This window comes from Paracoccus sp. NBH48 (genome assembly GCF_015390265.1).
Taxonomy (GTDB): domain Bacteria; phylum Pseudomonadota; class Alphaproteobacteria; order Rhodobacterales; family Rhodobacteraceae; genus Paracoccus; species Paracoccus marcusii.
Genome location: NZ_VUOJ01000011.1, coordinates 37,792 through 56,772 on the forward strand (window position 1 = coordinate 37,792; position 18,981 = coordinate 56,772).

Here is an 18,981-nt window from a genome sequence, read left to right on the forward strand (position 1 = left end):
AGCGACGCCCTCCCGCGTCAGCGGGTTCGTTCAATCCCATGATTCCGGTTTTTGCAGAAACGCTTTAAATGCCTATCTTGTATGCCTTCAAGACTCACACGCTGACACGATTGAGCGGGGCACAGTCTGGTACGACCGATATAAAGAAACGTTTGAAGTGAACCATATTGAATGATTCAACATTTCATTTATCCTGTCAGGCGATGTTTTCGTATGCTACTGCGCTTCAAAGGAGGTCGATGATGCGATTGAAGGTGCTTGGAGCGGTCGTCTGTGCCGCCACGGCTTTGGCATCAGCCCCTAAAGCTGACGCCTACTCTATCGACTGCGCGATCCTGCTTTGTCTGGCGGGTGGCTTTCCTGCGTCAGCCGAATGCACAGCAGCGCGGGCAGAAATGATCCGTCGCGTGACGCCCTGGCCGATTGAGCCACCCTTGCAGCTTTGGAATTGCCCCATGCGGGCGAGTGGCATGCCACCGATACCCAATCTGGGCAGTGACGGACTCACGGATGATATACGAGGCTATCGCGACGGCATCGAGGTCTATCACGTCAACTACCGTGGACAGCGCAACAGCGAAGGGATCGAAATCAACGATTCAACGCAGCGCGGGGTTTATGACACGGAAGGACAGTTTCGTTGGGTTGGCATCCGTCTCGGAAATACCCCGGCATGGGTCCAAGATCGCGTTGGCTATCGCGGCGGAGAGCAAGCCGGGACACGCCGGGGCATCGTCATGCGAACGCGGGACCACACCGGCCAGGTTTCCGAAGTCATATGGCAGACCTACTGATGCTGGTAGTTGGCCGCCGACCCACGCACTATCAATTGCCGCACCTGCCCCTCTGTCGTAGGCTGTGCGGCAAAATGCCCGCAAAGGGAGGGACGAGCAGAATCAGATAAAACCACCAGCCCAAAAGGAAACCCCCCGCGCGGGGGTCCGCACGAGGGGGCTTGGGTTTGGTAACACAGGTTTGGCGACCTGAATTAGCAGCACATTTCACCTGCTATAGTTATCCTCCCACTCCCGAAAATCAAGAGCAAAAGCGCATCTGTGCGAACGGATACGGCTTGCCTGCGGACACCGCGCTTCTTGATCGAGGAGCAGCAGATGAATACCGGAGAGGCCGCAGAACGCGGCAGTTTTTTCAAACGCATAGACGGCGTTGTTAATGGCGCGCGCAGCGATAGCGGTGAAATCGACCGCAAACCCGTCCGTCGCAATTCACTCCGTGCCGGATCATGCGAAGGATCATTTTGGCGTGGGACGTCGCGTCAGGACGTGCAGAAGACGCTAATGGCAGCTCAACGGTATGACCGCGCAAACAAAGAGCCCGGCAAGCGGAACGGCCCCCTCGGAGGCATCGCCTTGGAGGTTCTGGCGCTGTTTGCCAATCTGGTAAACTTCAAGTCGGGCCGACTTGACCCGTCCCTTGATTACATCACGGACAAGCTGTGCCGGTCTCGTGACGCGGTTGTGCGGGCGCTGAAGGCGCTGCGCGATCACGGCTTTCTGGACTGGCTGCGCCGCTATGAGCCTGCCCCGAACGAAGGCCGGGGACCGCAGATCCGACAGGTCAGTAATGCCTATCGCCTGTCCGCACCAAAGCGCGCCCTTGCGCTTCTTGGGCGATGGGCTGGAAAACCAGCAGCGCCAGATGATGACCAAGCTGCCCGAGCAGATCGCGCCGCTATCGAAGCGGAGCATATCGCTACGCTCGATCTTGGGAGTTTTGCAGAGTTCGTGATCGAGGATTCGACGCTTGGAAAGGAGCTTGCCCGGTTGGGTAAAGCTATCGGTTTGCGCGAGTCTGCCAAGCGGACTGAATACCAATCTACCTCTTATTCTTATGCAGGGTCATGATGCTGACAGCACATACAGGGACGTTATCGCGTCCCTACGGCGGTTCAATCTATGAAGGATAGGCCACGTAACGGTACCCGATGCACATCAAGAGCCACCGCCAGCACTGAAGGCACGGTTGCATGGCTGTGAATAACAGCCTGTTGCGGCCGGAGAGCAATACGGGATCGTTTCAAAGAAGGAAGCGCCGGATGAATAGGGTTTTTGCAATCGCCGCACTGTGCTGCACTATCGCAGGACCAGGCTTAGCCAACAGTATTGCAGGGCAGGCTAGCGTGATCGACGGAGATACCATTGAAATCCATGGCGAGCGGATCAGGCTAGTATCCATAGACGCCCCTGAATCCCGGCAACCTTGCTTTGACCAGCAAGGCCGCGCTTGGCGCTGCGGACAGCAGGCAGCACTAGCCTTGTCAGACTTCATCGCCCGCAGGCCCGTGGCATGCCAGTCAGAGGGCAGGGACCGCTACCGTCGCATCCTTGGAGACTGTGCCGTCGCCAATGTCAGCCTGTCGGCATGGATGATCGAGAACGGTTGGGCGGTGCCCTACTACGACCGCGACCGCCGCCACGCTGCCGGTGCGGATCGGGCGAAGGCCGCACGGCGGGGGATCTGGTCTGGAGCTTTCGAGACGCCGAGTGACTGGAGAAAAATAAATTGATGGTTCAACTAGGATGATATTTTCGTTAATGCCTACACTGCCTGCAAAACAGGAGGGCATGATGAAAGAGAACCTCAAGCTGCTGTTCGATCTTCTGCCCCCACCAGGTACAAAAGGCTTTTTGGTTCTGGAGAGTCTGACCGCAACAGAGCTGCGTGAGCGGGGACAGGAAACAGAATCTGATAGCGTTATCCGGCTCAGCCTGTGCGACACCAAGGACGGGGAGAACCCGATTGCGGTCTATGAGCTTCTGCTGTCCGAAGATGAAACCCACAACCCCATCGAAGCCCATAATCGCATCAGGACCTGGGCCGCTGGCTTCATGCTTGGCGCGAAATATTCTGGTCAAACCATCGGGCTTACCATCAAGCAGACGCAGGCAACCTAACGGGCAGTCGAGGCCCGCGGAGCGGGCATGAGGTCTGACTTTCCCAATCCATCCTTGACGCCGCAGGGGGGGTTCGGGTTATGGCTGGTGTTCCCGTATTGTTCTAGTGACCATGACCCTGCACCTCAGCCCGGCGATGTTGCGCAAATCAGCCCCGAGCATGACTGCCCCCTTTCCCGCCATTCTTCAGCGGACGGCTTCGATCTCGGCCCTGCCAAGGGCCGAGAAGCGGTTCATGATGGCGATGCGGATCTGGATTTCGGCGGTCTGGCGGGCGGGGTCTCGTGACATGATCCTCTCGCCGAAGAGCTTCAGGCAGTTCATCAGAGCTTCGACCCGACTTCGGACGTGATAGCCGGTCCACTTCTTCCAGAGCGCCCGGCCCAAGCGCCTGGTTGCCCGCAGGATCTCATTTCGCGCGGCAGCAGCGGGACAGTCTTCTTTCCAGGCGCGGCCATTGCGCCGGATCGGTATGACGGCATCCGCTCCTCGGTCGATGATCGCGCCATGGCATCGTCGTGTATCGTAAGCACCATCTGCGGTGACCGTGCCGATCGTCTCTTCCGGCGGGATCTGCGCCAGAAGCTCCGGCAGCAGCGGGCTGTCGCCTTGGCGGCTCGAGGTCAACTCGACCGCGCGCACATCCCCGGTGCCCGCGTCCATGGCGAGGTGGACCTTTCTCCATTGCCTCCGGCGTGACGGGCCATGTTTGCGGGCCTGCCACTCGCCGTCCCCGCGGAACTTGATACCGGTGCTGTCGATCAACAGGTTCAGGGGCTGCCCGGACGCGCGATACGGGACCTGCACCGCGATCCGCGCCTGCCGGCGGCACAGCGTCGAATAGTCCGGAACCGGCCAATCAAGCCCCGCCATCTGGATCAGGCTTTCAACCAGCCCGACCGTCTGCCGGAGCGGAAGCCCGAAGAGCACTTTCAGGGTCAAGCAGGTCTGGATGGCAGCGTCCGAGAAGGTCTCGGGTCGCCCGCGCTTGCCGGTCTTGTCGGCGTGCCAGACCGTCTCGGGATCGAACCAGACCGACAGCGAGCCGCGCTTGCGCAGCGCCGCATTGTAGTCTGACCAGTTCGTCGTGCGGTAGCGGATCGGGGAAGGCTTCGGCATGCCCTCGACCTAACCCTCAGGACGCGCTCAGTGAATCCCCATCACTGAGATGTGCAACAAGGTCCTGCTGATCGCAGAACAAAATGATGCCTTTCGGCGCTGCCTGGGCTTCGCAGCCCTGTGGCGGGACCATCATCTGAAAGGCCGCGCTGTCGTCACGCCGGGCTTCGAGGCGCTGCCCGTGGCGACTAAATCCGCCCTGATGGAGAAGGTTATCAACTTCACCGACTTCACTGAAGAAAACGACCCTTGGGAGGATCATTCCTTTGGGCGCGTGGAGGCCGATGGTTCGGCGATCTTCTGGAAGATCGACCTTTACGACACCGCCTACACCTACGGCGCGACGATGCCCGATTGTGCCTGTGACCCCGACCAGACGCGCCGTGTTCTGACGCTCTACCTGCCGTCCGAACACTGACCAGAGATCGGCCTGCTTTGCTCCGTTAGCAGGCCGATGCTTCCCGCAGCTTCAACCGGAAAGGGGGTGAACACATGAGCAATGCAATCTTGGAACAGCGCCTCGCGGAAGCATGGGCGCTTGTCAGGAAGGGCGACACCTTTGGAATCGGACGCCGCTTCCTGAACCAGCACGGGGCCGTTTAAGCCCCCCGCCTTGTCCTGCCCTCACACTGGACAAGGCACCCATAACATAATCGTCGCACACAGGAATACACACCATGAAAACCGAAATTATCGCCGCCGCCCCGATCCAGTATTTCCCGCTGGCCCAACTCTACGTCTCCGACATGAACCCGCGTCAGGACGCGGACCCGGAGGGGATCGACCTGCTGGCCGACAGCCTTGCCATGATCGGCCTGATCCAGAACCTGTCCGGCACCGTTGACGCGGATGGTCGCGTCGGCATCGTCGCCGGGGGCCGCAGGCTGCGCGCCATTGCCCGCGCCGTCGAGCGTGACCCGACCGTGACCAAGCGCCACCCGGAACTGGCATCCGTTCCCGTCCGCATCGCCCCCGACGAGGCCACCGCGCGGGCATGGGCCAGCGCCGAGAACGCCGCCCGCGAGGACCTGGCCCCCGCCGATGAAATCCGTGCCTATGGCCGGATGAAGGATGCAGGCGCAGACGTGTCCACCATCGCCCGCAGCTTCGGCAAGACCGAGGCGCATGTTTACCGCCGCCTTGCGCTGGCAGCACTTCCCGCCCCCGTGCTGGACGCCTTGAAGGCAGGTCAGATCAGCCTTGGCATGGCGAAAGCCTTTACCGTGTCCCAGGACGAGGCCCTGACCTTGCAGGTTCTGGCCCAGGTGAAGGGCCGCGACCTGTCGGAACACCAGATCAAGCGCGCCTTGCAGCCCGACGCGATCAGCGGCACCGACCGCCGCGCCGTGTTTGTCGGGCTGGACACCTACGAGGCCGCAGGCGGGCGGTTGATCCGCGATCTGTTCAGCGAAACGACCGCGCTGCACGATGCCGACCTGCTGGACCGCCTGTTCATCGAAAAACTGAAAGAGGAAGCGGCGAAGGTCGGGGAGGTCTGGAAATGGGCCGATGTTTCGACCGACAGCTATATCCCCTACGGCACCACCGAGAAGATGGACCGGGTTTACCGCGTCGAGGGCGAACTGACCGAGGAACAGTCCGAGCGTTATGACGAGTTGGCCGAACTGGCGAACGGCGACGTTCTGGACGAGGTAGGCCAAGCCGAACTAGCCGAACTGACCTCAATCCTTGACGGAGATTACACCGATGCACAGCGCGCCGTGGCGGGGGTGTTCGTCTATGTGGGGAGCGATGGACGGCTTGGCGTAACCAACCCCCTTGTCAGCCCCTATGACCGGGAGGAAGCAATCGAGACGCAGGTTCTGACCGGCCACGCCGCAACGCGCCACGGCGCGACCAGCGTCGAGGATGCCCCCAAGTCGCCCTATTCCGGCGCGCTGGTCGAGGACATGAAGGCCGTGCGGCTGGCCGCGATCCAGACCGCGTTGCTGGACAAGCCGGAAATGATCTTTGACCTGCTGGCCTTCGGCATGTCGCTGGCATCGGGTGTCAGCACCCATGTTTTCGACCTGTCGCCGGGACGCCCCAACAACTGCCCGAGCAAGTCCGAGGGGTTGGAGTTTTCCGAACGGCTGACCCATGCCCCTGCGGGACATGAGGCATGGAGCCGCCCGGAGTTGCGGGTGGACGATCTGGCGACCGCCTTCCGCACTTTCGTCGCCGCTGGCAAGAAAGCCCGCAACGCTACGCTGGTCGAGAGCGTGGCGCGGACCCTGCCCTATGGCGCAGGTAGCGCGGAGTTTTTCGGACTGATCGAGGCCGATGCCGGGGCCGGTATCCGCAAGGTCTGGACGCCCACCGCCGAGAACTTTTTCAGCCGTGTCAGTGCCGACTATCTGGACGCGCTGCATCTGGAACTGACCGGCTGCGATCCGCAGGGGAACGGCTTCAAGGCGCACAAGGCGCAGAAAAAGGCTGAAAAAGCGCAGTGCATGGAGCGGCTGTTCAGCGATGCCGAGTATCAGAAGGCATGGCGGATCGACGCGGACAAGAAGGCCCGCATCGAGGCTTGGACCCCGGACTGCTTCTGATACAAATTAGGGCGGCAAGCGCCGCCCTAATTTCAGACAAGAAATGAGAAGATACGTAAAATAGCGAAACGCTTGTCCGTTCTAAACCCGACTTCAACCAAGGCGATATCAGTCATGAATTTCCTCTATCATCGCATCTATCTTGCCGGGTATAGTGGATGGATGATGCCGCGCCGGTTGCGTAGGATCATCCCAAGATCGCAATTTCACCGAGCTTGGTTTTTAGGTTCAACCGGCCATTTTGAATAAAATGGCATACGATACGGGTTAGCAAATCCCCGGACACAGGAGCGGACTTGCCATGACATTTGAAGAAAGACTTTTTTCCCATGAGTGCGAACGCGACCGTATGGCGGAGACGCAAAACACTCTTTACAAATGGGCGGCGGGTTTTGCAGCATCTGTAGTCGGCAGCATTGGATACGTGGGTTTATCCATTCAGAATCCCACAGTGCCGATGGCCGCAGTATTGATCCTATTTGGCTTTCTTCTTGTCTGCCTCCTTAGAGTAGTCGAGCTGCACAACGAGATAGATAGAGCCAGGTATCGCCTTGTACATGATTTGCTGATTGTCGCGCCAACCGGACACGGCAAAGGCATTCCATTCCCAGAACGGCAATCGTCGTTCGACTGAACACCCCCCATTCCTTGTGGTGAGGAATACTGGCCCCGCTTCGGCGGGGTCTTTTTTTTCTTTTAGAGCGTTTCTGCAAAACCCGGAATCATGGGATTTTCATAGGGGTCTGCTTGTGATTCATCCTTTCTAGGAGGATGGATCATGTCAGCACCTTTACCGAATGCGCTGCGTGCGCGGTTCAAGGCTTGTCTCGAAGAGGGTTTGAGTGGGCGAGCTGCCGCGGCGCGATTGATGCTCTCGCCTGCGACGGGGTCTCGTTGGGCCCGGGCAATTCGGCAGCACGGGGATGCAGTGCCCGCGCCGCAGGGGCGGCCACGCGGGCGCGGAAAGCTTGCGCCGCATCAGGCCTTTTTTGAAGAGCTGGTCGCCCAGGATCCGGATATCACGCTCTATGAATTGCGCGATGCGCTGGCCATGGCCGAGGGCGTGAAGGTTCATCACTCCTCGATTGCGGCTCTGCTCAAGCGGCTTGGTTTCACCTATAAAAAAAATCGTTGGTGGCCTCCGAACAGCACCGCGCCCGTGTAAAACAAGCCCGGCACGAGTGGCAGGAGCGGCGCATTCCCTTTATGCGTCGCCAGCCCGAACGGCTGGTGTTCATTGACGAAACCTCCGTGAAGACGAACCTGACCCGACTGCGAGGGCGCGCCTGCCGCGGCCAGCGGTTGCGGATGGACGCGCCTTTCGGTGGCTGGGGCACACAGACCTTCATCGCAGGCCTCACGTCGGAGGGGCTCATTGCGCCCTGGGTGATCAAAGGCGCGATGGATGGCTCCGCCTTTGCGACCTATGTCCGCGATGTCCTGACCCCGGAACTGACGCCCGGCACGGTCGTCATCCTCGACAACCTGGCCACTCATCGCAACGTCGAGGCCGCCGAAGCCATCCGTGACGCCAAGTGTTGGTTCCTGTATCTGCCGCCCTATTCACCCGACCTGAACCCCATCGAGCAGGCTTTCTCGAAGCTGAAGGCGCATCTCCGCAAAATGGGCGCACGAACCTTCGATGACCTGTTCAAAGCCCTTGGTGACATCTGCAGCATGTTCTCACCCCAGGAGTGCTGGAACTACTTCCACGCGGCAGGGTATGTATCAGGTTAATACAGAAACGCTTTAGATTGGAGCTACCACTTATTGACTGAACAACCTTAGCGACCGAACCGGAGAAGCTGATGAACGTAACTGAAATGAGCTATGCCCAACTGGAAGAACAGCGAAAGCAGATTGAAGACGCGATGCGCAATCTTGATAAAACACGCAAGACTGACGCAAAGAAGGCTGTCAGGGCAACGGCGAAGGAATACGGCTTTACCATCGAGGAACTGTTTGACTTGCCCGTCAGCCCGAAAAGCAGCGGTGCTGGAGCAAAGCCAAAGTATCGGAACCCCGAAAATCAAGACGAAACGTGGTCGGGTCGAGGACGCAAACCGCAATGGATCAAAGAGGCCGTTGAGAACGGCGCTGATCTTTCGTCGTTTGAAATCTAGGTCAGATCATGCGGGTCAGGGTTTCACCCTGGCCCGCGCGACGGGCGGCATTGTGCCCACTGCGCACGTCACGGCCAATAAATGGATGTGACACTAGCCCGTCAGAAAGTAGCGGCCCTGCGGGCCGCTTTTTTCGTTGTTCGCTTTAGTCGCCGTGCGCTGTTTTTTCTTTGTGACCTGTCCCGAACAGAAACCAGTTGGCATCTATTCCACAGCGTTTGAGGACAATGGCAAGCTCACTTGCCTTAAGGTCGCGCTCTCCAGACTCGATCTTGCAATAGGTTCGGAACGGCGTACCAATTGTTTCCGCCATGTCCCGTTGAGACATATCCGCGCTTGTCCTGACATGCTTGAGCCGATCCATAAGACTATGCACATGCCCAAGCGAAAAAACTTCAACTTTCCTGCCGCGTGTTTCTTCTGTCATTGGTCGAAGCCCCCATAAGACGGTTGTTGAATCATCTAGTAGGGATGATTGCCGATAACGGCAACAATTCATCTTTCCGTAAAAATCCACGCGTGAGGCTGTTTGCCGGGGGCGGTAGCGCGTCTATCGTGGCGGCGTCCCTCGGGGCGGGCGGTCTAGGGCTGATCGCCCTGGGCCGCACGCCCCGAGGGACCGCGCTCTAGGCTTGGCCGGCTGCACCGGCCTGCGCCCCGAGCCTATCCCCCTGCCCCTCCTTTGCGCCTTATCCCGCGCGGCCTGCCCCTCCTTTGCGCCTTATCCCGCGCGGCCTGTCTCTCCGAGCCAGCCCGCGCGGGGGCGCAATAGTCGGCTCAGGGCGATAGTCTCGGCCCTTCGGGTCACGATCGCTCGCGCAAGGGCCAGCCTGCCCACAGGACGCCTCGCCTTCGGTCAGAAGGCCCGTGGCAGGTTACTCACAGACCGCCCGTCGCGCCGACGGTAGGCATGGCTTGATACGTTAGCGAGCATATGCCCTGGTTGAGTCTTACCAAGGACAGCAGGTTACTGTTAGCCGCATCCCGCCACTTCGTATTGCTAATCAGCTCCATTTTATCTTCCGCTTCTGGGGTGCCGTAAGCCGCATGGATTAAACGTTCCAGCTTCGGGCAATCGGCATCCGATAGGGGTGTCAGGTCGACGCGCATCAGCTTCTGGTCGGACGCAAACAGGAAGCTAACCTCGAAGTTGATCCCCGAGGATTCATAGTTGGATCTCAATTCGGCACGGAGTTCGAGCGCATCCTTCCCACGATCATCGTTGGGGGCGCCATGACCACATAAGAGATCATCAGCCCCAGCACCATTGGCACCAGAACGCCCGAGGCGATGTGGAAGAACCACCCCAGCATCAGCGCCAGCATGACGCCCAGCGTGATGTTCAAAAGGGCCGGTGGTGCGGCGGTCGGCGTGGGCTGTGTCATGACGATCCCGAAGCTCTGTCCCTATCGGGTTAGAAGGAACCGAAGGCTGTGCCAAGCACGATCACGGCCACAAGGGCAACAAGCGCGCTGACAATGGCGGCCATGACGATGTCCAGATAGCTTTCGCGATGCGTGCAGCCACAGACCGCAAGCATCGTGACCACCGCGCCATTATGCGGCAAGCTGTCCAGCGTACCCGAGGCGATCACGGCCACCCGGTGCATCAGCGCAGGGTCCAGCCCTGTGTCTGACGCGATCTGCATGAAGGTGGGGCCAAGGGCCTGCAGCGCAATGGTCATCCCGCCCGAAGCCGATCCGGTCAACGCGGCAAGGATGTTCGTCGCTACCGCCAGTGACACGAGCGGCCCGCCTCCGATGCCCAGAACCCAGTCCCGCACCATCTCGAACGCAGGCAGGGCCGCCACGACCGCGCCGAACCCCACAAGGCTTGCCACGCTCATGATCGGAAGTACTGCGGCCGTCGCGCCCGAGTCGATGCTTTCGCGCAGATTGCGAAAGCGGCGCCGGTTCATGGCAACCAGCACGATGCAGGCGACCAGAAGCGCAAGCGCCACCGACCAGACCCCGCCGACAGCCGACAGGGTGGTTTCGCCCCATGCGGGCTGCGAGAGGAAATCGAAATCCATGCTGGGCAGCACGAACTGCGTCAGGATCAGGTTGACCACGACAACCAGAACCAGCGGCAGAATGGCCAGGCCGATCGGTGGCCGCCCGCCCCAGGATCCGGCGCGGCTGATCTCGGCAGGGTCAAACTCGCGTGCGGTGCTGGCCAGCTCGCGCGAGACGGCGGAGCCTTTTTCGGCCGCGCCATAACCCTCGCCCCGCGCCTTGGCCTGACGTTCGCGGAAGGAAAGCCAGCCCAGGCCGATGGCCGCCATGATGATGCTGGCTATGATGCCAAGCCCAGGTGCGGCAAAGGGGGTGGTACCAAAGAACGGCATCGGAATCGCGTTCTGGATCGCAGGCGTTCCCGGCATGGCCGACATGGTGAAGGTCGAGGTTCCAAGCGCGAGTGCCGCCGGAAGCAGCCTGCGCGGCACGCTTCCCGCCTTGAACAGCGCCTGCCCCATTGGCGCCAGAACGAAGAACGCCACAAACAGGCTGACACCGCCATAGGTGACCATCGCGCCCGCAGCCACCACGGCAAGGATCGCCCGCGAGGGGCCGAGCCGGCGCGTCATGTAATCGGCGATCGCTGAAACCGATCCGCTGTCGTCCATCAGCTTGCCGAACAATGCGCCCAGCAGGAAAAGCGGAAAGAACTGCGCCACAAACCCCGCCGCCGCAGGCATGAAGGTCTGCGTCCAGTGCGCCAGCATCGGCTGACCGGAAAAAAGCGCCGCCACCGCAGCAGCCAAAGGCGCCAGCAGCAGGATTGTCCAACTGCGGAACGCAAGCACCATGATCAGGGCAAGGCCCAACAGAATACCCAGCAGACCCAGCATGTCAGAGCTCGTCCGCCAGCGCGTCGATATCGAAGGTCGAACGCACCCCGATGTCCTGAATATGGGTGCGGCCGAAATCCTCGGCGGCGCGGCGCCCTTCGTCGAAGAGCATCTTCAGGAAGTCCCATTCGGCATTCAGCTTCGAGGAATGTCCAAGGTCCACCATGATGTCCGAGGTGATGCGATGCAGGCGCATCTCTTTCCAGTACCGCGCCTCGCCATTGCCGGGGTCGATGACACGGCGCAGCAGCGCCATCATCCGCAACTCTTTCAGTAGCTGGGCGTTGAAAGAGATCTCGTTCAGGCGGCTTGCGATCTCGCGCGCGGTGCGCGGCGTCTCGCGCCGCTCGACCGGGTTGATCTGCACCAGAACGGTATCGAGGCTTTCACATTCACGCACGAGCGGCGTCATCGTCGGGTTGCCCGCATAGCCGCCGTCCCAATAGGGCACGCCGTCGATCTCGATGGCCTGGAACATCGATGGCAGGCAGGCCGAGGCGAGCAGCACATCGGCCGTCACCTCATGCTTGCGGAACACCCTGCCTTGCCCGGTGTGCACATTGGTTGCCGTGATGAACAGCTTGACCGGCCCGGTCGCCAGCGCGTCGAAATCGATCAGGTCTGTCAGGATGTCGCGCAGCGGGTTCCCTGCCGCCCCACCCAGCGAATAGGGCGAGATCAGCCGCGCCATCAGATCCATGGCGATGAAGGCGGGCGAGTTGTCCAGCGTCCATTTGCCCGTCAGGACCTCCAGCGGCCCGCGCTTGAACGGGCTGAAGCGCGCGGCATCGGCCGTCCGGCGCCAGAAGGCGGTCAGCATCTCACGCGCGGTCTGCCGCCCGCCGGTGGCCATGCCGGCCGCCAGGATTGCCGCGTTCATGGCGCCGGCCGAGGTGCCGGAAATGCCATCGATCTCGAACCAGTCTTCCTCGAGGATGCGGTCCAGAACGCCCCATGTAAACGCCCCATGCGAACCGCCCCCCTGCAAGGCGAGGTCGATGGGAAGGGTTTTTTCGCGTCTGCGATTTCGGGTTGCTGGCCATTTCGGCGCCTTTCAGTCAATTCATTGCAAGAAAATGGCGCCCGAAGCCGGGCGCCCTAGGGGATCAGGCGGCGGGCACCGCTTGCCCGCGAAGCCTCCACGCCATCGCACCAAGGGCCGCGCCAATGGCGATGAGGTCGAGCCCCAGCATCAGCCCGATCAGCCACAGCGCAGTGACCGGCATCGCGGCAAAAAGCACAAGCGACAGCACGACCGAGAGCACCCCGCTGGCAAAAACCCAAAGCCAGTTGGGCAAGGGACGGATCGTCAATGCGAAGACAACCTTCGACATCCCCTCGATCATGAAGAAGATGATCAGCAGAAGCGACAGCAGCAGCATCCCCTGCGCGATGTTGCGCAAGAGCAGAATGCCCAGCAACACACCAAGTATGGCCGAGATGATCTGCAGCCAGAAGTTCGGCGCATGGCGTGCGCTGATCAGGCCGATGGCCTGAATGATGCCGCTGGCGATCAGCAGCCAGCCGAACACCACGACGGCAGCAGCCGAAGAAAAGGCCGGGAAGACGATGGCGACGATCCCCGCGACGACCAGCAGCACCGCCTGTACCAGGTGGAAGGTCGAATGGCGGCGCACCGCATCGCGCGCGGCTTCGCGGTAGGTCTGTGCAGCGGCGGCAAGACTGATCGGCATGGCATTGACTTCCTTGTTCAACAGGGTGCTTCCCGCCGGGCAGCGGGTGTTGCCTTCCCCGACCCGCAGGGCCGGATATGGATCAAAATTGGCACAGGACCGTGAAGCCCATGCCAGACAATCAATTTTTCATCGCCATGATGATCCGGGACGGCATTCTGGACCTCATCCTGTGTCATGCCCCATTCCGTCTCCTGCCAGCCAGCCGCAGCCTGCGGCGTCGTGGCAATGAAGCTTAATAGGATGGCAGTACCAGCCACCATCACCCGTGTCTTTTGCATTCCTTATCCCCTTGGGCTGTCTCATCGCATGTGATGTTCCTTCACCAGCGGTCGGCAGTAAAGGCAGCACCGGATGGATGCGCTGTCAATGCCTCTGACAGACGCGGTGATCGCCCCTCCGGGGGGATTTGGACAAGCCAAACGCCCCCTGCGTGGCGCTCCTTATCACGACGGGACGGGCCTGACTGTCACCCTTCGGTCTGGTCGCGTCCTGCGCCTGACAGATCGTCCCCATCCACCCAAGGGGCTTTCGCGGCATATCCTTGCCCCTGCGGGCCTACGGTATTCCACGGTCCCCTTGTGCGTCTGTGACCGATCCGTCCTGCTGGTCCTTGCGCGACCGACCCGAAGGCTGACGAAGAAGTCAGGCCAGGCGCCGATCCGCGACCGTCACCAATGCGGACACCGCGTTGCGGTGACAGTTTCTTTTTTGGCCCCTTACGGGGCTGTGCGCTCCCTCCCCTCAGGCATCAAAAGAAGCCCGAAGGGGGTGCCTCGGTCAAGCTATTTAGTTGCCGAAAACGGCAATAAATAAGTAGGAAAGCGTTGTTATAAATAGTAAAAAGGAGGTGCGGAAGGGGCGCAGCAAGCGCACCACGCCAACCACCACGAGGAACGCCAGATGGCACTTTTTGAAATCATCACCATGACCGACGACAGCGGCATGAGCCGCGTTGTGACAGATGACCTTGCCGCATGGGTCGATGACATGGGCACCGAAATCACCGGCATCGAGACCCGCGCCAGCCTGCGGACCGAATTGCAGGGCCAGCCCAAGATTGCCGGTTTCCTTGGCCCCTTCTGGGGCGGCCTGTCCCAGACCGGCGATGCCATCATCCGCTATGAGGATGAAGGCACCTATTCGGCACTGAGCCAGTGAGGGAGCCGCAGATGACCCATTTTTCTGTCGTGCAGACCGATATTCACCCCGCCCCCTATGTCGCAGCAACGGGCAGCGCGCGGAGTGCCCAAATCCTGGCCCGCCTTGTGCGGGAGCGTTGCCCCGGAAATGCCTTTGGCATCCGCGAAGGCGCGGCCTTTGGCGGGCCGAAAAGCAATGGTTTTCATCCGCGATTGCGCCCGATCCTTGGAGGTTCAGCGGATTGCAGCCGAAGAATTGTTTGCGGAAGCCGACGAGAACCCCGACCAGCTCGTGAAGTGGCACGTCTATTTCTACGACGCCGGGACTGGGAAATTCCGCTTCACCGTGAACGCCTATCTGGATCACGATTTGCCCGTTCGGGCCAAGTGTGAAGCCGACCCCGAACTTGTCGGGCGCACGGTCGTCTATGGCGATCCGCCCACGATGGAGACGCTTTACCTGATGCTCGATGCCTTTGCGGCAAAGCAGGAGGCAACGGCATGAGCGGTTTTTCCTTTAACGGTTTTGTGGCGGGGGATACCCCCGCCACCTTCACCGACTACCGCGTGTCGCCGGTCAAGATGATCCGCGAGGGCACGGATGCGGAAGCCATCGAGGTTTGCAGCCCTGCAGGCCGGGCTTTCTGGTCGATCTATGGCGACACCGGCGCAGGCTGGCGGCTTGTCCATGACGCCGAGGCTGACGACGCGGGCCTTGCCCTCGCCGCCCTGTCCCGGAACGCGGCAGCCCGGTTCGAGTATGCCGACCTTGAGACTATCACTGTCGCCGGGACGCTGGCCGATCTTGCCGACCGTCTGGCCGAACGCATCCACGACGAAATCCCCGGATACGACAACCCGGAAGATTTTCGCGGTGACGACTTCGACGCGCACCCGCTGTCCGAGCTGCGCGAGCAAATCCTTGAAGCCATCGAGAGCGAGGCAGCAGCATGAACACCCGCACCACCTTCAGCGCCGGCGCACTGGTCGCACCGATGAACATCATGAGCATTTGCGCCGCCCGTGAGGTCGCGCTGACGCAGATGCAGGACGCCATCGCCACTCTGTCGGACGGCTACAGCCGCGCGCTGGACGCGGCCGAGACGGCCAAGGGCGCGACCGCGGGGCATTCCTGCTATCTGCACTACAGCGACAACGAGGCCGTGAAATCGACCCTGTTTTCCGCCTTCGATCCTGTTGCCGTCCTGGCCCGGTACAAGCGCACCCTCGATGCCGCAATCTGGCTGCGGATCGTTGAGGAAAGCCGCCTCAAGGAAATCATGGACCGCACCGAGCGGGACCAGCTGGACAAGCAGATGGGCGCAGATGACATGCCCGAGCCAACGCTTGAGAACATCCGCGCCACCTTGGAACGCCTGACCCTCGATGCCGACCTGATTTTCATGCGGGGCGTGGCCCGCGCCTTTTCCGAACTGGACCCGGCTTTCAAGAGCCACGACGCGTTCAAGATCGGCAAACGCATGATCTTCACATGGGTTTTCGATGATGGCGGTTATTGGTCCTATTCTGGCAGGGGCGAACAGATGCGGCGCACCTTGGCGGACGTCGAGCGGGTGTTTTCGCAACTGTCCGGGCAGCGGAGCTACGGCGATCTGGAAGGCGCGATCAATGCCGCCCGGCGCGGCGGATGGGGCGCGCGGCAAACCGAGATCGAGACCGAGTATTTTACGGCCCGATGCTTCAAGAACGGCAACCTGCACCTGTGGGTGAAGGACGCGGACCTACTGCGGAAGGTCAGTCAGGTCCTGGCGGGCTATTACGGCGAAGTGCTGGCCGATGCCGCAGGGTCCGACGAGCAGCCCGCCGACTTCCGCACCGGCACTGCCGTTGCCAAGGATCTTGCCTTCTACCCGACGCCTGCGGCGACGGTCGAAGAATTGCTTTCTGATCTGACGATCAAGGCGGGCACCCGTGTTCTGGAGCCAAGCGCCGGTATCGGCGCCATCGTCCGGCCCGTCTTGAAGATGGGCGCGACCGTGGACGCTGTTGAAATCCACCCTGACCGGGCAGCGGCATTGCGGGGCATGGCCCACCCTGCGCTGAAGGTTCATTGCGCAAATTTTCTGAAGGTCACGCCTGCGCCGGTCTATGACCTGATCCTGATGAATCCACCGTTTTCAGGCACGCATTTCATGGATCACGTCAAACACGCATGGGACTTCCTTGCGCCGGGCGGCGAGCTGCGCGCGATCCTGCCCGCATCCGCCGAGGTCGGATCGACCGCCAAGCATGAGCGGTTCCGGGCATGGGCCGCGCAGCATTCTCCGCGCGGCTATCGGTGCCGCCAGTGGCTCGACCTGCCGCCCGAGAGCTTCGCCAGCGTGGGCGTCCGCATCAATACCGTGGTGCTGACCCTGCGGAAGTGCTAGGCAAAACCTACTCCCTTTTGCGACGGAGAAACTCAGGCCCCGCTTCGGCGGGGCCGTTTTTTTTAACTGCCATGTCCCCCGACCTATCAAAAAGAATGCTCGCAAAAGGCGGGACTGCTGACGCAAGCCGCACCCGGTTGTCCAGTCGCGTGCCGGGAACGACCTTGGGAGTGAAGGCGGGCGACCGCAGCAGGCCCGCGCGAGACGTCAAGGATCGAGCAAGCATCTGTCTTGAAGCACAAGGTCAGAAATCGTGCAATGAGCCTGATCGGACCGGAGACCTCCGAGTATCGGAGGTCCGATCAGGCGGTGTCGACTGGCGAGATACCCCTCCACTGTTACCTTGGGCGCAGGTGGGTGTTGCCGTGGATCAAGAGCTGCCGTTCATTTCGGCCGCGATGAGCGACTGCTTGGAGCCCTTTTCTATCGATGCCGCGACTCGAACGATTGGCAGTTTCGGCGGAAAGCGACCGCGTTGAAGGTGGGGTCAGCCATTGACCGGACCCTCGCTGAGGATCGCGAGCGGGCGCTCTCCGCCCATCCGCATCCAGCCTGCGACGCCCGCCGCTCCCGATGGCGTGGTTGCAAGGCCCTCGGCGGCTGTCAGCTCGACGGCCGCCGCGGCCTCGGCTTCGGAAACGGTCTCAAACGCGTCCGCCGTCTCGCGCAGGATGTCGAAGGCTAGGAGGGACGGCGTCTTGCAGTCGAGCCGGCCCATCTCGGAGACCGGGCCGTCGACCGTGATGATGCGGCCCGCACGCACGCTCTCGCGCAGGCAAGGGGCCGCCTCGGGCTCGATCACGACGATGCGCGGCTGCACGGACCAGGCGGCGCGGATGCGTGCCGCCATTGCGGCGGCGAGGCCCCCGACGCCCGCCTGGAGGTAGATGACGTCGGGCCAGGCGTCCGGCCCGGGCCCGGCGGCCTCGAACGCCTCCCGCAGCTCTTCGGCGATCACGGTATAGCCCTCCATCACCAGCCGGGGCGGCTCCGTGTAGCCCGGCCAGGATCCGTCGGCGAGGTGAATCGCGCCCGTCGCTTCGGCGTCCGCGACCGCGGCGGCGACGGAGGCCTCGTAGGCCTCGCCCGAACGGACGACTTCCGCCCCTTCGGCGCGCAGCCGGTCGGCGAAGTCCTCGGACACCGTGCGCGCGATGTGGATGCGGGCCATCGCTCCGAAGACCCGTGCGCCGGCGGCGACCGACAGGCCGTGATTCCCTGCGCTCGCGGTGACGAAGGTGACGTCGACCCGTCCCCTCGCCTCGATCAGCCGCAGCGCCGCGTAGGCCCCGCCCAGGGCCTTGAACGAGCCGAGCCCCATCCGCGCCCGTTCATCCTTGATCCAGAGCGGTCGCCCGCCCGGCATCTGCCGTCGGAGCGGGGTCGGTGCATGGACGGGGCACCGGGACAGGCGGGCGCGCACGGGCGCAGGGTCGAGGATGGTCATGATTGCAATCTGCCACTAAAGCGTGCGACGTTTGCGGCATGCGTACCCGATATGCGAGAAACATTCCCGTAACGGCTGTCGCCTGTGATACGGTGGCCTCATGATGATGCCGACGTTCGATAATGCCGACCGCACGCTGCTCGCGACCCTTCAGCGCAACGCGCAGGTCAAGCTCGACCAACTCGCTGACGAGACGGGACTGTCAGTCGCCACCGTGCAACGGCGCCTAACCCAGCTACGCCGAAGCGGGGTGATCGCAGGCACCGTCGCGGTGCTTGATCCCGCTGCGCTCGGGCAAGCGATGACCTTCGTCGTTTCGGTCGAACTTGAGCGCGAGCGGCCAGATCAGATCGACGGCTTCGCCCGCACTGCCTGCGCCGAGCCACAGGTCCAGCAGTGCCATTACGTGACCGGCGAGGGCGACTTCGTCCTGATCTGCGTCGCTCTCGACATGGCGGATTTCGAAGCCCTCACCCGCCGTCTGTTCTTCGACCAGCCCAACGTACGCCGCTTCCGAACTTCGGTGGTTATGACCAGCTACAAGCGCACACTCGACGTGCCAACCGATAGGCCAAACGTCTACGGATGAGAAAAGTCTGATGCTGCGGTTCGAGATAGATCCGCGAGTATGGCCTCCCAGGGCAAGCGGACATTCAGGCATCAATGCTGCCTTCGGTCAGGACGTTCAGGTCGCCGTCATTCACGCATTGAAGTGGTCGCCGTTGCTCTTTAAGGGCACGGCGAACTG

23 protein-coding genes are annotated in these 18,981 nt (G+C 61.5%); 14 read left to right on the forward strand and 9 right to left on the reverse strand.

Annotation, left to right across the window (positions count from 1 at the left end; all coding sequences use genetic code 11):
• Nucleotides 1–239 precede the first annotated feature (239 nt).
• The 4 genes from F1642_RS14010 (at nucleotide 240) to F1642_RS14025 (ending at nucleotide 2,915) form a co-directional block, all read left to right on the forward strand.
• Nucleotides 240–794 carry a hypothetical protein gene (locus F1642_RS14010; RefSeq protein ID WP_131573814.1) on the forward strand — a complete coding sequence of 185 codons (555 nt, stop codon included), beginning with the start codon at nucleotides 240–242 and terminating at the stop codon, nucleotides 792–794.
• A gap of 300 nt (nucleotides 795–1,094) precedes the next feature.
• Nucleotides 1,095–1,865, forward strand: a complete 771-nt coding sequence (locus F1642_RS14015; RefSeq protein ID WP_206692780.1) for a helix-turn-helix domain-containing protein — start codon at nucleotides 1,095–1,097, stop codon at nucleotides 1,863–1,865.
• 122 nt (nucleotides 1,866–1,987) lie between these two features.
• Nucleotides 1,988–2,527 (forward strand): thermonuclease family protein, encoded by a 540-nt coding sequence (locus F1642_RS14020; RefSeq protein ID WP_194886503.1) that lies wholly within the window; start codon nucleotides 1,988–1,990, stop codon nucleotides 2,525–2,527.
• A 58-nt stretch (nucleotides 2,528–2,585) separates the two neighbouring features.
• On the forward strand, nucleotides 2,586–2,915 hold the full coding sequence (locus F1642_RS14025) for a hypothetical protein (protein WP_131573811.1): 330 nt from the start codon (nucleotides 2,586–2,588) through the stop codon (nucleotides 2,913–2,915).
• Nucleotides 2,916–3,101: 186 nt separating this feature from the next.
• Here the strand turns inward: F1642_RS14025 and F1642_RS14030 are convergent, their stop codons facing one another.
• Nucleotides 3,102–4,034: an IS5 family transposase gene (locus F1642_RS14030; protein WP_045984280.1), complete on the reverse strand. Its 933-nt coding sequence runs from the start codon at nucleotides 4,032–4,034 to the stop codon at nucleotides 3,102–3,104.
• Nucleotides 4,035–4,083: 49 nt separating this feature from the next.
• On the opposite strand from F1642_RS14030, the gene F1642_RS14035 reads away from it, so the two are divergent.
• The 5 genes from F1642_RS14035 to F1642_RS14055 all read left to right on the forward strand — a co-directional run bounded on the left by F1642_RS14035 (nucleotide 4,084) and on the right by F1642_RS14055 (nucleotide 8,709).
• Complete coding sequence (locus F1642_RS14035; RefSeq protein ID WP_194886504.1) at nucleotides 4,084–4,452, forward strand: DUF3768 domain-containing protein; 369 nt, start codon at nucleotides 4,084–4,086, stop codon at nucleotides 4,450–4,452.
• A 259-nt stretch (nucleotides 4,453–4,711) separates the two neighbouring features.
• Nucleotides 4,712–6,586 carry a ParB/RepB/Spo0J family partition protein gene (locus F1642_RS14040; RefSeq protein ID WP_194886505.1) on the forward strand — a complete coding sequence of 625 codons (1,875 nt, stop codon included), beginning with the start codon at nucleotides 4,712–4,714 and terminating at the stop codon, nucleotides 6,584–6,586.
• 301 nt (nucleotides 6,587–6,887) lie between these two features.
• The gene (locus F1642_RS14045) at nucleotides 6,888–7,220 is read left to right on the forward strand and encodes a hypothetical protein (RefSeq protein WP_194886506.1); all 333 of its coding nucleotides are present in this window, start codon (nucleotides 6,888–6,890) and stop codon (nucleotides 7,218–7,220) included.
• A gap of 144 nt (nucleotides 7,221–7,364) precedes the next feature.
• A protein-coding gene (locus F1642_RS14050) for an IS630 family transposase (RefSeq protein ID WP_127898215.1) occupies nucleotides 7,365–8,323 on the forward strand; the annotation gives its coding sequence in 2 pieces (ribosomal slippage) (nucleotides 7,365–7,706 and nucleotides 7,709–8,323; 957 coding nt in all).
• An 86-nt stretch (nucleotides 8,324–8,409) separates the two neighbouring features.
• Nucleotides 8,410–8,709 (forward strand): H-NS family nucleoid-associated regulatory protein, encoded by a 300-nt coding sequence (locus F1642_RS14055; RefSeq protein WP_206692781.1) that lies wholly within the window; start codon nucleotides 8,410–8,412, stop codon nucleotides 8,707–8,709.
• Between the two features lie 145 nt (nucleotides 8,710–8,854).
• On the opposite strand, the gene F1642_RS14060 is transcribed toward F1642_RS14055, so the two are convergent.
• The 7 genes from F1642_RS14060 to F1642_RS14090 all read right to left on the reverse strand — a co-directional run bounded on the left by F1642_RS14060 (nucleotide 8,855) and on the right by F1642_RS14090 (nucleotide 13,535).
• Nucleotides 8,855–9,136: a helix-turn-helix domain-containing protein gene (locus F1642_RS14060; RefSeq protein ID WP_194886507.1), complete on the reverse strand. Its 282-nt coding sequence runs from the start codon at nucleotides 9,134–9,136 to the stop codon at nucleotides 8,855–8,857.
• A 452-nt stretch (nucleotides 9,137–9,588) separates the two neighbouring features.
• On the reverse strand, nucleotides 9,589–9,819 hold the full coding sequence (locus tag F1642_RS14065) for a hypothetical protein (protein ID WP_194886508.1): 231 nt from the start codon (nucleotides 9,817–9,819) through the stop codon (nucleotides 9,589–9,591).
• Nucleotides 9,820–9,887: 68 nt separating this feature from the next.
• Nucleotides 9,888–10,094: a hypothetical protein gene (locus F1642_RS14070; protein ID WP_194886509.1), complete on the reverse strand. Its 207-nt coding sequence runs from the start codon at nucleotides 10,092–10,094 to the stop codon at nucleotides 9,888–9,890.
• 29 nt (nucleotides 10,095–10,123) lie between these two features.
• Nucleotides 10,124–11,560, reverse strand: coding sequence for a GntP family permease (locus tag F1642_RS14075; RefSeq protein WP_084684278.1), 1,437 nt, complete (start codon nucleotides 11,558–11,560; stop codon nucleotides 10,124–10,126).
• Between the two features lies 1 nt (nucleotide 11,561).
• Nucleotides 11,562–12,548, reverse strand: a complete 987-nt coding sequence (locus tag F1642_RS14080) for a patatin-like phospholipase family protein (protein WP_206692782.1) — start codon at nucleotides 12,546–12,548, stop codon at nucleotides 11,562–11,564.
• A 118-nt stretch (nucleotides 12,549–12,666) separates the two neighbouring features.
• Nucleotides 12,667–13,275: an HdeD family acid-resistance protein gene (locus tag F1642_RS14085; RefSeq protein WP_206692783.1), complete on the reverse strand. Its 609-nt coding sequence runs from the start codon at nucleotides 13,273–13,275 to the stop codon at nucleotides 12,667–12,669.
• Entirely contained in the window at nucleotides 13,272–13,535 is a 264-nt protein-coding gene (locus F1642_RS14090; protein ID WP_194886510.1) for a hypothetical protein, read from the reverse strand. Before F1642_RS14090 ends, F1642_RS14085 begins: the two co-directional genes overlap by 4 nt.
• Before the next feature lie 622 nt (nucleotides 13,536–14,157).
• Here F1642_RS14090 and F1642_RS14095 point away from each other — a divergent pair.
• The 4 genes from F1642_RS14095 (at nucleotide 14,158) to F1642_RS14110 (ending at nucleotide 16,786) form a co-directional block, all read left to right on the forward strand.
• Nucleotides 14,158–14,415: a hypothetical protein gene (locus F1642_RS14095; protein ID WP_131573800.1), complete on the forward strand. Its 258-nt coding sequence runs from the start codon at nucleotides 14,158–14,160 to the stop codon at nucleotides 14,413–14,415.
• A gap of 135 nt (nucleotides 14,416–14,550) precedes the next feature.
• Nucleotides 14,551–14,901, forward strand: coding sequence for a hypothetical protein (locus F1642_RS14100; RefSeq protein WP_194886511.1), 351 nt, complete (start codon nucleotides 14,551–14,553; stop codon nucleotides 14,899–14,901).
• The gene (locus F1642_RS14105; protein ID WP_194886512.1) at nucleotides 14,898–15,350 is read left to right on the forward strand and encodes a hypothetical protein; all 453 of its coding nucleotides are present in this window, start codon (nucleotides 14,898–14,900) and stop codon (nucleotides 15,348–15,350) included. The genes F1642_RS14100 and F1642_RS14105 overlap by 4 nt, the downstream gene beginning before the upstream one ends.
• A complete protein-coding gene (locus tag F1642_RS14110; RefSeq protein WP_194886513.1) occupies nucleotides 15,347–16,786 on the forward strand; it encodes a DUF4942 domain-containing protein in 1,440 nt (479 codons plus the stop codon). Before F1642_RS14105 ends, F1642_RS14110 begins: the two co-directional genes overlap by 4 nt.
• Nucleotides 16,787–17,273: 487 nt before the next feature.
• On the opposite strand, the gene F1642_RS14115 is transcribed toward F1642_RS14110, so the two are convergent.
• Entirely contained in the window at nucleotides 17,274–18,233 is a 960-nt protein-coding gene (locus F1642_RS14115) for a pyridoxal-phosphate dependent enzyme (protein ID WP_139085647.1), read from the reverse strand.
• Nucleotides 18,234–18,333: 100 nt separating this feature from the next.
• Between F1642_RS14115 and F1642_RS14120 the strand changes: the two genes are divergently transcribed.
• Nucleotides 18,334–18,822: an Lrp/AsnC family transcriptional regulator gene (locus F1642_RS14120; RefSeq protein ID WP_370582886.1), complete on the forward strand. Its 489-nt coding sequence runs from the start codon at nucleotides 18,334–18,336 to the stop codon at nucleotides 18,820–18,822.
• The last annotated feature ends 159 nt before the right edge of the window (nucleotides 18,823–18,981 follow it).

Excerpts from the sequence above, each read along its gene's own strand:
- F1642_RS14010 (WP_131573814.1), top strand. The coding sequence starts at position 240 with ATGATGCGATTGAAGGTGCTTGGAGCGGTCGTCTGTGCCGCCACGGCT.
- F1642_RS14020 (WP_194886503.1), top strand. The coding sequence starts at position 1,988 with ATGGCTGTGAATAACAGCCTGTTGCGGCCGGAGAGCAATACGGGATCG.
- F1642_RS14025 (WP_131573811.1), top strand. The coding sequence starts at position 2,586 with ATGATGAAAGAGAACCTCAAGCTGCTGTTCGATCTTCTGCCCCCACCA.
- F1642_RS14030 (WP_045984280.1), bottom strand. The coding sequence starts at position 4,034 with ATGCCGAAGCCTTCCCCGATCCGCTACCGCACGACGAACTGGTCAGAC.
- F1642_RS14035 (WP_194886504.1), top strand. The coding sequence starts at position 4,084 with ATGTGCAACAAGGTCCTGCTGATCGCAGAACAAAATGATGCCTTTCGG.
- F1642_RS14040 (WP_194886505.1), top strand. The coding sequence starts at position 4,712 with ATGAAAACCGAAATTATCGCCGCCGCCCCGATCCAGTATTTCCCGCTG.
- F1642_RS14045 (WP_194886506.1), top strand. The coding sequence starts at position 6,888 with ATGACATTTGAAGAAAGACTTTTTTCCCATGAGTGCGAACGCGACCGT.
- F1642_RS14055 (WP_206692781.1), top strand. The coding sequence starts at position 8,410 with ATGAGCTATGCCCAACTGGAAGAACAGCGAAAGCAGATTGAAGACGCG.
- F1642_RS14060 (WP_194886507.1), bottom strand. The coding sequence starts at position 9,136 with ATGACAGAAGAAACACGCGGCAGGAAAGTTGAAGTTTTTTCGCTTGGG.
- F1642_RS14065 (WP_194886508.1), bottom strand. The coding sequence starts at position 9,819 with ATGCGCGTCGACCTGACACCCCTATCGGATGCCGATTGCCCGAAGCTG.
- F1642_RS14070 (WP_194886509.1), bottom strand. The coding sequence starts at position 10,094 with ATGACACAGCCCACGCCGACCGCCGCACCACCGGCCCTTTTGAACATC.
- F1642_RS14075 (WP_084684278.1), bottom strand. The coding sequence starts at position 11,560 with ATGCTGGGTCTGCTGGGTATTCTGTTGGGCCTTGCCCTGATCATGGTG.
- F1642_RS14090 (WP_194886510.1), bottom strand. The coding sequence starts at position 13,535 with ATGCAAAAGACACGGGTGATGGTGGCTGGTACTGCCATCCTATTAAGC.
- F1642_RS14095 (WP_131573800.1), top strand. The coding sequence starts at position 14,158 with ATGGCACTTTTTGAAATCATCACCATGACCGACGACAGCGGCATGAGC.
- F1642_RS14105 (WP_194886512.1), top strand. The coding sequence starts at position 14,898 with ATGAGCGGTTTTTCCTTTAACGGTTTTGTGGCGGGGGATACCCCCGCC.
- F1642_RS14110 (WP_194886513.1), top strand. The coding sequence starts at position 15,347 with ATGAACACCCGCACCACCTTCAGCGCCGGCGCACTGGTCGCACCGATG.
- F1642_RS14115 (WP_139085647.1), bottom strand. The coding sequence starts at position 18,233 with ATGACCATCCTCGACCCTGCGCCCGTGCGCGCCCGCCTGTCCCGGTGC.
- F1642_RS14120 (WP_370582886.1), top strand. The coding sequence starts at position 18,334 with ATGATGATGCCGACGTTCGATAATGCCGACCGCACGCTGCTCGCGACC.